10 protein-coding genes are annotated in these 13115 nt (G+C 44.6%); all 10 read left to right on the top strand.

Translation table 11 applies throughout. The features are described from left to right. Nucleotides 1-398 precede the first annotated feature (398 nt). Nucleotides 399-968, top strand: coding sequence for a hypothetical protein (locus KUV50_RS10755; RefSeq protein ID WP_222580148.1), 570 nt, complete (start codon nt 399-401; stop codon nt 966-968). Nucleotides 969-1346: 378 nt separating this feature from the next. Beyond that, nucleotides 1347-1538, top strand: a complete 192-nt coding sequence (locus KUV50_RS10750; RefSeq protein WP_222580147.1) for a hypothetical protein — start codon at nt 1347-1349, stop codon at nt 1536-1538. A gap of 130 nt (nt 1539-1668) precedes the next feature. Further along, nucleotides 1669-2157, top strand: a complete 489-nt coding sequence (locus tag KUV50_RS10745; RefSeq protein WP_222580146.1) for an AAA family ATPase — start codon at nt 1669-1671, stop codon at nt 2155-2157. Nucleotides 2158-2513: 356 nt separating this feature from the next. Continuing rightward, nucleotides 2514-4307 (top strand): helix-turn-helix domain-containing protein, encoded by a 1794-nt coding sequence (locus KUV50_RS10740; RefSeq protein WP_222580145.1) that lies wholly within the window; start codon nt 2514-2516, stop codon nt 4305-4307. 181 nt (nt 4308-4488) lie between these two features. Beyond that, nucleotides 4489-5490 carry an NAD(P)-dependent alcohol dehydrogenase gene (locus tag KUV50_RS10735; protein ID WP_222580144.1) on the top strand — a complete coding sequence of 334 codons (1002 nt, stop codon included), beginning with the start codon at nt 4489-4491 and terminating at the stop codon, nt 5488-5490. A 1271-nt stretch (nt 5491-6761) separates the two neighbouring features. Then, a complete protein-coding gene (locus KUV50_RS10730) occupies nt 6762-8042 on the top strand; it encodes a c-type cytochrome (protein ID WP_222580143.1) in 1281 nt (426 codons plus the stop codon). Between the two features lie 214 nt (nt 8043-8256). Further along, nucleotides 8257-11532, top strand: coding sequence for a cytochrome c biogenesis protein (gene ccsA / locus KUV50_RS10725; RefSeq protein ID WP_222580142.1), 3276 nt, complete (start codon nt 8257-8259; stop codon nt 11530-11532). Between the two features lie 104 nt (nt 11533-11636). After that, a complete protein-coding gene (locus KUV50_RS10720) occupies nt 11637-11945 on the top strand; it encodes an ArsR/SmtB family transcription factor (RefSeq protein ID WP_222580141.1) in 309 nt (102 codons plus the stop codon). 49 nt (nt 11946-11994) lie between these two features. Then, on the top strand, nt 11995-12462 hold the full coding sequence (locus KUV50_RS10715; RefSeq protein ID WP_222580140.1) for a DUF6428 family protein: 468 nt from the start codon (nt 11995-11997) through the stop codon (nt 12460-12462). A 26-nt stretch (nt 12463-12488) separates the two neighbouring features. Further along, nucleotides 12489-13112: a protein-tyrosine-phosphatase gene (locus tag KUV50_RS10710; RefSeq protein WP_222580139.1), complete on the top strand. Its 624-nt coding sequence runs from the start codon at nt 12489-12491 to the stop codon at nt 13110-13112. Nucleotides 13113-13115 lie beyond the last annotated feature (3 nt).

Genomic DNA, 13115 nt, shown 5'->3' with positions numbered 1-13115 from the left:
ATAAAACATGAAAAATAACAATACCTCATATATGGCTAAATGACTCAGAGTTCAATCTAATTCGACCCTGACTGGGTCGAAATTGGTCTTCTAACTCACATCTAACCTAATCTGACCCTGACTGGGTCAGAATTCTTTCAGGTAAAAGACCTCAGAGTGGTCTAATTAGGTTAGCTATCATTATTTGCACTCAAATTAACGACCTCCGAGAGGTCGGATTAGATTCTGAATCGCATAATTTTGTTCGTTACATTTTAATTCTTCATAAAAGTACGGAATCTCATCAATTGGTACTGATGTTCATTTCAGGACGACCCGTCCGCCGATCCTCAGCATATTTGTATCATCATTTCAAAAATGAATGATCAAAATCAATTTATTCATTAAAACTACTTATTATGAAAAACGCAATCATTTTAGCACTAACACTCTTCACCCTGACTTCTTACGCTCAAAATCCAGGACAAGCCGTGGAGCGGAAAGGGTTTGTTATTGGAATTGGCGCAGGCATTGGCGTAGTCAGCATTTCCCACGGGGACCACGGTTCCTTCGAAAAAGCAGAGGGAGGGCTTAGCTTACCCGACTTGAGGCTTGGATGGATGATCAATGAACGGTTGGCTATTATTGGTAACTCCCCCGGGAAGATTTATGACTACGAAGGGAAAGACCGCCATTTTGGAGCCATTATTCCTACGGTACAATACTGGATTCAGGATCGGTTGTGGATCAATGGCGGTTTTGGACTGGCGATGGACTCTCCCGCCTTATACGATATAGATGATCTCGAAGATGAGGAATGGAATTTTGGATGTGCCGTAACTGCAAGTGCCGGATATGAACTCGTGCAAAAAAAGAATTATGCTCTGGATCTGCATACCCAAGTTCTTTTGGGCAGGGTAAACACCGGTAACGACCAACACAGGGATGGTGTAGTCATTAGTGTCGGCGTCGGGTTTACTTGGTATTAAATTATATCATGTTTCGTAACCCGGTAGGTATTTTGATTGAGTCATGCTCGCTTTGTGAGGGAAAGCTCAGCATCACACTCGTCCGCCGAAGCATAACGTAGGAGGAATCCTCAGCACCCAAGGCTATCACCCGGATTATGAATCTGAAGATCAGGCTAAACTAGGGATTCATAAGCCTTGAGGGAGTGAAGCGACCGAGGGATTGTGAAGCCCGGCTTCAAAACCGATGGCAATTCTTGAAATCAGCCAGTAAAATAGTAATCCATAGCGCCTGTCGCGCCACGCCGTATTTAGTTCTCTGTGTACTACCGACCACTGATGAACATCAGATTATCACCTAGTTAAACTCAATTAATTCAACTTTAAAATTATAAAATCATGAAAGACATTGAAATCCTAAAAATGGGGAAGTCCTACGACAACAAATTGGATAAAATATTGGTACTGAACCAGGAAATCGTGTCGAATCTTAGGAGAAAGAAAGTCATCAATTCGCTTAGCTCTTTGCTGCTGACAAAGGGTATCATTCTTCTGTTCCAAGGTCAAAGAATTTTTCCTATCCGGACCTGAGTGGGATCCGATTCAAAGGGCATCAGAAATTCTTGGGCAGTTGGAAGACGACAGTGAGTGAACGCAATGTGCATTGGGAGCGAAGCTTGTTTCGCATTCAATTCTTTAATCATTAACTTAAATTACTGATATGGTTCATTTAATTACCGGAAATACAGGAGCAGGTAAGACGACCTATGCTTACCAATTAAAAAAGTCCACAAATGGGGTTGTTTTCTCTATTGATCAGTGGAACAGTACCTTGTTTCTGATGGACAAAAAACCGGAGGACGGTCTGGAATGGTTTCTCGAACGGATAGAACGCGCGGAAAAAATGATTATGAATCTGGTTAAGCAACTGGAAAAAACATCAACTGACTCTATACTCGATCTCGGATTCTCAAAACTAGCACACCGGGATAAGTTCAGAAACTTTGCACAATCAAACGGTTTTGAGATCACCATTCATTTTTTGGATATTCCCAGGGACATTCGGTTGAAAAGGGTGCTCGAAAGAAATGAAGAACAGGGTGACACCTTTGAATTTGAAGTAAAAAAGGAAGATTTTGATTTTATGGAAGACTGGTTCGAAAAACCAACTGTGGAAGAGCTAGCCGGGGGAATCACAATCCAGGAATAATACTAATCACCAATCTGATAAAACCAGACTATCTGACTTGGTGTCTGATCTCGTCTCTTCATAGTACCGCAGATATTTTTTTACTGACAGGAAAGCGAAGTATAACCAGGTCATGCCAAATCCCGATAAGCCAAATTACTGAAATCTATTGTGCAAATCTAAATAGGATGGCCAATAAAATTCAAATAGGCGGTGAATGATAATGGCCCCGGAGGTTTACATTCACTATCGATGTTGTGGCAGTAGGCATAGCATTAAATCACTTACCTGCTTTGGCAAAAGGTTAATTTAATAGAATTTTTAATTATCTTACAGTCTGTAAAAAAATTCATAGCTTATTACCATCATATACGTAGTTGTTAAGTACAGATAAAACAAAACTTTCCATCGCAGTCCTTCCGTTTATTAACATAAGCAGAGCGGGTGAGCATGAATATTTCTGCGATGGAATTACAGAAGAGATCATCAATGCACTTTCGAAGATCCGGAGGCTCAAGGTCATTTCCCGGACGTCGAGTTTTTACTATAAAGATCACAAGGCCTCCATCCGTGAAATCGGGAATGCGCTCCAGGTTTCGGTTATCCTGGAAGGGAGCGTACGCATTAGTGATGGTATGCTCCGGATTTCCGCACAATTAATCAATACAGAGGACGACTCCCCTTTTTGGTCAGACAGCTGGGACCGCAGGATGGAGAATATTTTTGATATCCAGGATGAGATCAGTTTGCTGATTGCAGATCAGCTGCGCGAGCACCTTGGCCATATGGATATATCAGACCGACTCGTAGAACGTCCCACACAGAACCTCAACGCTTATGAATATTATCTGAAGGGACGCTTCCATTTTCTCAAATGGAATCCGGAGGATGTGAGCAAAGCCATTGAGGCGTTTGACAAAGCAGTGGCCATGGACGACACACTGATCGAGGCCCATCTGGGTCTGGCGGACAGTTACAGCTTCTTGGCCGTCGCCGGATTTGCGCCCCGTGAAACTTCCTGGAACAAAGCCATCGAATCCATCAATACAGCAAAAGCGTTGGATCCGGGCAACGCCAACCTCAATTATATGCTGGCCAACCAGGCTTTTTTTACTGAAGCCAGTTTTTCGTCTGCTATGAATTACGCTCAAAAATCCCTCGATCGAAAACCGGATTATGCCGAGGCACATCAGTTTATGTCCTTTTTGTATGCGTTACGGGGAGATATGAAAAAATCAAAAAAACACCTGCTTTATGCCCGGTCTGTGGATCCGCTGAGCCAGGAGACAAAGTTCTATGAAGCTTATTATCTCTACAGGTCCGGCCATTATTCCCAAGTGATTGATATTCTCGAAGTCCTGCTGGAAGAAAACCCCAAAAATACGCCCGTACTGATCGTATCTGTTTATACCCGGATCAAGGAAAGGCAATTTGAAAAAGCCATAGAAACACTGGATCTTATCCCACGGGAGCTACTGACCCCGGATGAGGAACTGGGCCTGCGCTGTCTGATCTCCGTAACTGCAGGACATCCTGACCCTGCGCTGATATCTGATCTTGAAGTACAAGCCCGTGAATCCAATGCCCACCATGCTCATGCCTATCTGTTCATGGTGTATTCCGAAATGGGGAAAAATGATGAAGCCTATGCAGTACTGGACCGGCTATTTGAGAATCATTCTTCCATTCTCTTGCTTGGGTTTAGTGATCCGCTGGCTGAGAAGATTTTTAAAGATGACCGGTACGATGAGTATCATTCCCGCGTGTATCCCCTTGCTAACGGGGAGACCAAGCCTCAGAAGTCCAGTGAACCCATCCTCGATGAGCGTACCGCCCGGCGTTTTGTGCAAAAATTAAACGAATACATCCTGGCAGAAGAACCCTACCTGAATCCTTCCATCACTTTACGATTGCTGGCTGAATACATCAATATCCATCCCAATCAACTCTCCTGGGTACTGAATCAATGCATCGGACAAAACTTTAACGAATTCATCAATCAGCTCCGAGTTGAACATTTCAAAAAGATCGTGGTGGATCCGTCGAATAGTCATATCTCAATCCTTGGTCTGGCCTATGAAAGCGGATTCAACTCCAAAACAGTCTTCAACACCCATTTCAAAAAAGTGGAAGGGATGACCCCCAGTCAGTACCTGAAGAGTCGGAAGTAAGAAGAACACCCTAAAAAGTATCCGAAAAGAAGTTTTCTTTATTAAGTGCCATTTCCCCATTGTCGGGGTGCAGGGAGTCGACAAACGTCCTACATTATAATTCCGGACCACTCCGTGAATAATCAGAACGCACACGCCTCAGACCCATCATATATTTGTACTCAACAAATCAACCAGAATCATGACGAACAATAAAATGAAAGCCATAGTGGCCACGAGGTATGGGTCTCCGGATGTTCTACAACTTAAGAAAATGGACAAACCCCGACCCGGACCCCATGAAGTATTGGTAAAGGTTGTCACATCCTCTGCAACGAAAGCAGATACCATGATGCGCACAGGTAAACCCTGGTTTGGCCGATTGATAATCGGATGGCGTAAACCCAAACATCCAATTCCAGGTACGGGCTTCGCAGGTATCATCGAAAGCACGGGAGCTGAAGTTTCCCATTTTGAGAAGGGAGATCGTGTTTTTGGCGAAACCACCCTGGGGTTCAGTGCCAATGCTGAATATCTCACCATTGCAGAAGATGGTGTCATTTTGCACAAGCCAGAATCCCTCCGGTTTATAGAAGCCGCATCCTTTTGTGACGGCCACCTCACATCCTATGTATTCCTGGTTAAACTGGCCCGGGTTCAGTCCGGACAAAAGGTGCTGATCAACGGAGCATCCGGTGCGCTGGGAACCGCTGCGGTACAAATAGCGAAAAACCTCGGTGCGCATGTCACCGCAGTTTGCAGTGGCAAAAATGCCGGATTGGTCCGGTCTCTAGGCGCCGATGAAGTCATCGATTACCAGAAACAGGATTTTACACAGTCACAGAACCGATACGAAATGATCTATGACGCGGTCGGAAAAAGTTCGTTCCGGAGGACTCGTAAAGTGTTGACAAAAAATGGGTTGTATCTGTCGCCGGTACTTCAGCTATCGCTGTTGGTTCAGATGATAATCACTACCGTCGTCAGGCGGAAAAAAGCAAAATTTCAGGCCGTGGGCATGTATGCAGATGAAAAACTACGATCCTACCTCAGCGAAGTTCTTAAGATCCATCAGAAGGGGAAACTTAAGACCGTCATCGATCGACAGTTTCCTCTGGAGAAATTAGCTAATGCCCATAGGTACATAGATACAGGCCGGAAAAAGGGCAACGTCGTTATTGTTAACACAATGCATGAGTCATGAAAATTCGCAACAATGCGATGTGGTGCCCACCTATCTGGCTTAACTCTTATGGCTGTAGCTACCGTGAAGTATGATAATTTCAAAAACACCAATCCCATGAAAATTGTAAAAAAAATAATTTTGAATTTAATTTTATATTTGAGCATTGTCTTGATTGCTGTGGGCGGTGCTTTAGTCATTGATTCGTGGAAGTCCAGCTGCTTCAACATCCAAATGAGACCAAAATCAACGATTTCCAAAACCATAATTCGTTTCGATCCAACCTCCACACTCTCTGGCGACATAATTCGATCCAGACTACCCACAAACCCCACTAAAGCCGGCACCAGCTGTACCGTACAGATTACTCATTGAGATCGTAACTACTCTAGAGTTTCAATCGAAGGACCGATCGGAATTGACCCGGTTCCGGGTCACAGTGTATTAGCGAATGGGATAAAAGAGAAGTTACGACCTCAGGGAGGTCGCAATGTTGGTCGTCGCCGAACGGTTTATTTCAAGGAAACATATCACGTCATCGTCATTGCACCGACAAAGTCAAATGATGTAGAGTTATCGCTCTGAATCTGAATCTGAAAATAATTTGGGAAGGAGACGGCAATAGTTAATTGGTCTGCGACCCGCAGCCGGGTCGAGAATTATGGAGGATGCATGTACTAATAAAATTGGACCTCACCGAGGTCCTCCGGTAACTATTCCGGATGGGTTGGTTTTAAAAAAGTATGGAGTCAATATATTAATAAACTATACAGCAATATTAAGAATTGACTCGATTTGCTCCATCCCTAAAGGGAGCCGATTCTCGGTCTAATCCCTGTTTGGTACGAGCCCGTCTGGGCAGGGTTAGGGCAGAAGAGATCGAAAATCAATTGTTATTATCAGATCGGCTGTTTGCTTACATGAAATCGCCAGTAGTTCTACTCCACGTGAACCCGAAATGTTTCTCACCTTCATTTAGCATCGAGGACACCGTCCTGATCAGGTAGGTAGCTTGGATATAAACTACTACGATCTTTTCATGCAACCTGTCTTAATTTTATTATAAGCGTGCGCTATACCGGAGCGAACGGGTCCGAAAGGAAACCTATTAGTAACCGAACATCTGCAATGACGATCTTATTTGAACCCTGAAAAGCTGCTTCATGAAATTTATCCCATTCATTTTGTAACTAATTTGGTTTTTTCTCCTCTAAGCTTCACCATACTACTCCGAACAAAATCAACATCTGAGAAAATGAACTGAAATTCTCAACCATTAAAAGCTAAATATTATGTTGAACAAAACTATGATGACAAACATGCTGCTGACGATCCTGACCGCATTGGTTCTTTTCAGCTGCAGCAAGGATGATCCCGGCACACCGCCACCGGAACCACCCACACCCCCGGGTGAAGGTGATTTGGACTTACCACCCCTGGATCCGCAACTGGTGGCAGAAGGAAAAGATATTTTCCGGTACGATACTTTTGGTGATGAAACGTTTTGGACTGATGTCCTGCAAATGAACAAGGTCGTAGAAACCGCCGTCAGCCCGGCTACAGCGCTTAGTGTGGGCCTGAAGGTTGATGCAGAAGCTTTACCGGCTCCTGTGGTCGAAGCCATTCAAAATGGAGAGGTTGATCTCAATGATCCGCAGACCACATTGGTTCTTCTCCAGCTCAATGCAGTCGTCGGAGTTCAGGGCCAGGTGAGCGAAAATTCGGATGGCTCATTGAGTCTGGATCGAATGGGGGTAACCTGTGCGCTGTGTCATTCGACCGTGGATGATTCTTTTGCAGCGGGCATAGGAAAACGCCTGGATGGCTGGGCTAACAGAGATCTGGACCCCGGGCTGATTATCTCATTATCGCCGGCTCTCGATCAGGAGACGAAAGATGTTTATGCATCCTGGGGCCCCGGTATTTATGACCCGAGATTCAATCATGATGGCCTGAACAACCCAGTAGTTATTCCGCCGGCCTATGGATTGTACGGACTTCCCAAAGCTATTTTCACCGGAGATGGAGACATAGAACATGAACCGGTGGGTCCGGTCGCATACTGGAACCGCTATGTAGCGGTCACTCAGATGCACGGCCACGGATATTTCTTGGACGACCGCATCGACTGGGAAGTAGATTACCGGGAAGATGATGATCTGGTCACCGATAAACTGCCGGCATTACAGGCCTATCAATTCTCCATTTCAGCACCGGCACCCCCGGCGGGTTCGTTTGACGGTGCAGCCGCTGTTCGTGGAAAAGCATTATTTTCTGGAAAAGCCCAGTGCGCCAGTTGTCATTCGGGCCCTTTATTTACCGACGTAGTGGACGGTGGAAAATTGCATCCGCCCAGTGCTTCAGTGGCTCTGGATAAGGATTATGTAAAACGTTCGGCAACCAAACAATGGCGAGTTTCTCCCTTAAAAGGCATCTGGCAGCATCCACCCTATTTTCACGATGGATCCGCAGCGACTTTGGAAGATGTCGTATCGAGATACAATCAGGAACACAATCTCAACCTAAGCGCTTCCGAACAGGCTGATCTCACGGAATATCTGAAATCGTTATAAGGAACCGTACAATTGAAAAATTTATTCGGTCAACGCGCCTCAATTTTCAGCTACTTTCTGGTAATACGAGGGAACGCTACAAATTTCTTCCACCATTTTCATCTCTTCAGGAGAAGTGGTCCAGGCTTTGACCTGAAGAGGTGATCTTTATTAATTGTTGATATACTGTCGGTAAAGAAGAGGTAAAAATTGACTCTCTGACGAATAGTACATGATGAAAAGCATTCAAAAATTATTCTTTTCCACCCGGACTATGACGGTTCTTTTGCTGCTATTTGGCCTGACTATGGCCGCAGGCACCTTTGTCGAAAATGATTATAACACCGCCACCGCTAAAGCCCTCATTTACGATGCTACGTGGTTTGAAATTTTGATGCTCTGGTTGATTATACTGTTTGCCCGAAACATTAAGACCTACCGGATGACCCGGCGTGCAAAATGGCCCATCCTGATTTTTCACCTGGCTTTTATTTTTATGTTTCTCGGGGGTGCCATCACCCGATACACCAGCTTTGAAGCGCAAATGCCCATCAAAGAAGGTGAGACCACCAATGAAATGATCAGTGATATGACCTATGTCAAACTACAGCTTTCCGATGGGAAGCAGACCCTTCGCTATGACAAATATCCGTACGTGATGTCCCATTTCAATACCAAAGATAGACCCTGGCCATTCCATCGCACTTATGCCCGGAATTTCCAGTTCGGCGATAAAGAAATTTCCTTAAAATCCATCGATTATATCCCGCTGGCCAAAGACTCGATCCGGAAGACCGAAACCGGAAAGAAAATTTTGTCGGTCGTAACGGTAGGACCGGAAGGCCGAACGGATGTGTATATACCGGAAGGTGGGGTCCGGGAAATTGATGGGACTCGATTTAGTTTTGAAAACCCGGTTCCAGGTTCAGTGGCCTTTATAAAAAGGTACGAGGACCTGACTATGATCCTCCCGGAAGCGGGCTCCTGGTTGTCCATGGAAGGGCAGCAAAAGGGGGTGGTGACCAATACGGAGCTATTGAATCAAAATACAGGAAAAATCCAGGCGGGTCAACCGAAACTACTGAACCACCGCGTCCTGTACACGGTCAACCATCTTTCATATATCATCCCAGAAAGTCCTTTTTCAGGAGAAATCGTTTACTACCCGGGTGATAAAAACGACCCAGAAGATCAGAACCGCCTGGATGTCATACAGTTGGAGGTGGCTTCAGGACAGGAAAAAGATACTCTGTATATCAAGGGAGGAAAAGGCGTCACGGGATTGAGCAACACCATACAGCTCAATGGACTCGATATTTCTTTGGGATATGGATCGAAGCTTCTCTACACAGATTTTTACATACGATGTGATGACTTCCTGGTGGACCGGTATCCGGGCTCCAACAATCCATCCTCATATGAAAGCCGGATTACTGTCCTGGATCAGGGGACGGAAAAACAGCATCATGTGTACATGAACAATGTCCTGGATTACCGGGGGTATCGGTTTTTTCAGGCCAGTTATTTCCCCGACGAATCGGGCACCATATTGTCAGTGAATGCCGACAGGTGGGGCACCAACATCACTTATCTGGGATACTTTCTGTTGTTCGTAGGGATGTTTTTCACCTTGTTCTGGAAAGGCTCCCATTTTGGGAATCTGAACCGGGCTTTGAAAAGAATGCATATGAAAAATGCTGTTCTCTTTTTTGCTTTCATTTTCACCTGGATCAGTTTTGATGCCACTTCGCTTTATGCACAAGATACTTCTTTTGAAACCATAGATACCTCCGTGCTTCCGCAGAAAATGCCCGGACCGGACGCCCAATTTGCCGGACCAGGAGAGCTCGGATCCCAACGGATTATTGATCCGGATCATGCCGCTAAATTCGGTTATTTGCTGGTGCAGGATATCCAGGGCCGGATCAAGCCGGTCAATACATTGGCATTGGAATTAATCCGAAAACTATATAAAAAGGATCAATACAATAAAGACGGACATACTTTGTCCGCTGAACAGTGGTTTCTATCCATGCAGATCGATCCAGGGTTCTGGGCCGATGAACCCCTCATCAAGGTAGGCCATAAAGGCGGAGACCAATTGATCCGGGAGTCCGGTGCCAATGTGGATGGGTATACCTCTTACGCCAATCTGGTCGAACCGGAAACCGGGGTGTTTATACTGGAAGAACAGAGCATCCAGTCTTTTAGCAAACCCATGAGCGAACAGTCTAACTACGATAAAGCTGTGATCGCCGTCACGGAACGGTTCAATATTTTCACCAACATTGCCTTCGGATATTTCACCCGGATCGTTCCGGTCATAAATGATCCGGCACAAACCTGGCGTAGTTGGATATACAATACCGAAGAAAATGCGACAGCGATTGACACGACAGCGTATAACCTTTTAACGCCCTATTTCGATGGAATCAAGGAAGGGCTAAAGAGTGGAGATTGGCGGAAAGCAGATGAAAATAGGCTGGCCATCGATGCTTTTCAACAGAAATGGGGAAAAACAGTGGTTCCGTCGACTTCTAAAGTCAACCTGGAAATCCTGTACAATCGATTGAACGTATTTTTCTGGTTGATGATCGCATTCAGCCTGTTGGGAATCCTGATGACTGTGCTTGGATTTGCTGAAGTGTTTTCATCGGGGTCCCGTTCTCACCGCTATTTCCAATGGATAACCAAAGCCGTACTGGGCATGATGATTCTGGCACTGGTCGTACAGGTGATCGCGTTGGGTGTCCGGTGGCATCTTTCCGGACATGCACCGTGGAGCAACGGGTATGAAGCCATTATCTTTATCTCCGGCATCGGCGTGCTCTCCGGGCTGCTATTATACCGAAACCGGAATGCTTTTATCCCGGCGGCCGGTGCCTTGGTCGCGATGATTATGATGGGGTTTGCACACGGCGGATCCATGCTTGACCCTCAGATTACGCCCTTGGAGCCTGTGCTGAAATCCTATTGGTTGATGGTACATGTGAGCATCATCACCTCCAGTTATGGATTTTTTGGTTTGTCGGCTGTGTTGAGCGTGATGGCATTACTCCTTTTTATCCTACCACCCACTACCAAGATCATACATTCGATCCGCGAATTGTCTATCGTCAATGAATTGGCCTTGACCATCGGGCTCTTTGCGTTGACCGTCGGCACCTTTCTGGGTGGTATGTGGGCGAACGAAAGCTGGGGTCGGTACTGGAGCTGGGACCCCAAGGAGACCTGGGCGTTTATCTCAATCATTGTGTATGCCGTGGTTCTCCATTTGCGGTTGGTCCCCGGATTGCGAAGCAAGCTCACCTTCAATTTATTCAGCATGTGGGCGATCTGGTCAATCATATTCACCTATTTTGGCGTCAATTACTACCTGACCGGATTGCATTCCTATGCGGCCGGGGATCCCATCCCGGTGCCTGCCTGGATTTATGCGACAGCAGTGGGTATGCTGGTGTTGTCTTTAGTTGCTTTTCTCAGGAATAATGGGGGGGCAGGAGTACAATAAGTAGATCCAGAATAAATTTATTTCAAGAAAATTTTTTAAAATATTTTCTTTGTTTAAGATATTTATTGCAATATTGCGATTAAGTAATTGATCAACATAACAACATGTATACAGACCAGCAAAAAGAAATCGCTTTATTCGCAAAAGTCTTTGGACATCCTGCGAGAGTGGCTATTCTGCAACAGTTATTTGAAATAGATGCCTGCTACTGCGGCGATTTATCAGAAGAAATCGGACTGGCGCAACCTACTATCTCCCAACATTTAAAAGAATTAAAAACATTGGGATTGATCAAAGGAACCGTGGAAGGCGTCAAAGTGTGTTATTGTATTGACAGCGTAAACTGGGCTAACATGAAGAAGATGATGCACCAATTTTTAGATCAAGAAATACCGAAAGCAGACTGCTGCTAATATTTTTTTCATCAAATAAATTGCATAATCGCAATAAACAAATATAGATATGAAATTATCAGAAATTAAAAACAAATTGCATCAACTGGATAAAATCGCTTTTCAATTACCGAATGGCGATTTGGTTCCCAAACACTTTCATGTCACGGAAGTTGGTAAAATCACTAAGCATTTTATTGATTGTGGCGGCACCGTTCGAAATGAGGAGGTCGTCAACTTCCAACTTTGGAATGCCAATGATTATGACCACAGATTGCATCCGGAAAAATTGCTTAACATCATTGAGCTTTCAGAGAAAACCTTAGGAATAGGAGATTTGGATATTGAAGTGGAATACCAGGGAGACACCATTGGGAAGTTCGGTTTGGACTTTGATGGCACCAATTTTCTATTGACGACCACACAAACCGATTGTTTGGCGAAGGACAAATGTGGGATTCCGGAGAAAAAACAGATTGTACAATTGGCTGACCTGGAAAATGAATCTGCTTGCACCCCTGGTAGTGGCTGTTGCTAAACAACGATCTTAGAAAAATGAAATCAATGCAAATAACCGTATTTCCAGAAATTGAGAAAACCATTGAAACCTTTAATCCTCAAACTATTTCAGAGGAACGTAAAGCAATTTTACAGCCACTGACCGATTTTATTCAGCTAAAAGTTTTAAATAATGAGGCTGTTCGCATCAATTTCATCTGCACACACAATTCCCGAAGGAGTCATTTAGCACAAGTGTGGGCGCAAACATTGGCTTTCCACTTTAATATCAAAAGTGTATTTTGCTATTCTGGCGGAACAGAGGCAACAGCGCTTTTTCCGATGGTGGTGAAAACTTTGAAAAATTCAGGGTTTCAGATAAACGCCATGTCTGAAAGCGAAAACCCAATTTACAGCATCAAATATTCTGAGAATACGCATCCCATCATAGGATTTTCAAAACGGGTGGAGGATGATTTTAACCCAAAGTCTGAATTTGCAGCCGTTATGACCTGTGATTCAGCAAATGAGGCATGTCCCTTTGTTCTCGGTGCCGAAAGTCGTATCCCAATCACTTTTGAAGATCCAAAAATTTTTGATGATACACCACAGCAAGCAGAAAAATATCAGGAAAGAAGTCTGCATATTGCGACTGAACTTTTTCACGTTTACTCCCAGATAAAATCATAATAT

Source organism: Membranihabitans marinus, assembly GCF_019802045.1.
In the GTDB taxonomy this organism is placed as follows: Bacteria; Bacteroidota; Bacteroidia; order Chitinophagales; family Saprospiraceae; genus Membranihabitans; species Membranihabitans marinus_A.
The sequence above is the reverse complement of the archived record's forward strand: the minus strand, read 5'-3'. Positions and strand labels throughout refer to the sequence as shown.

What these genes read in the sequence shown, in the direction of transcription:
- KUV50_RS10755 (WP_222580148.1), top strand. Translation starts at nt 399, where the DNA reads ATGAAAAACGCAATCATTTTAGCACTAACACTCTTCACCCTGACTTCT.
- KUV50_RS10750 (WP_222580147.1), top strand. Translation starts at nt 1,347, where the DNA reads ATGAAAGACATTGAAATCCTAAAAATGGGGAAGTCCTACGACAACAAA.
- KUV50_RS10745 (WP_222580146.1), top strand. Translation starts at nt 1,669, where the DNA reads ATGGTTCATTTAATTACCGGAAATACAGGAGCAGGTAAGACGACCTAT.
- KUV50_RS10735 (WP_222580144.1), top strand. Translation starts at nt 4,489, where the DNA reads ATGACGAACAATAAAATGAAAGCCATAGTGGCCACGAGGTATGGGTCT.
- KUV50_RS10730 (WP_222580143.1), top strand. Translation starts at nt 6,762, where the DNA reads ATGTTGAACAAAACTATGATGACAAACATGCTGCTGACGATCCTGACC.
- ccsA (WP_222580142.1), top strand. Translation starts at nt 8,257, where the DNA reads ATGAAAAGCATTCAAAAATTATTCTTTTCCACCCGGACTATGACGGTT.
- KUV50_RS10720 (WP_222580141.1), top strand. Translation starts at nt 11,637, where the DNA reads ATGTATACAGACCAGCAAAAAGAAATCGCTTTATTCGCAAAAGTCTTT.
- KUV50_RS10715 (WP_222580140.1), top strand. Translation starts at nt 11,995, where the DNA reads ATGAAATTATCAGAAATTAAAAACAAATTGCATCAACTGGATAAAATC.
- KUV50_RS10710 (WP_222580139.1), top strand. Translation starts at nt 12,489, where the DNA reads ATGCAAATAACCGTATTTCCAGAAATTGAGAAAACCATTGAAACCTTT.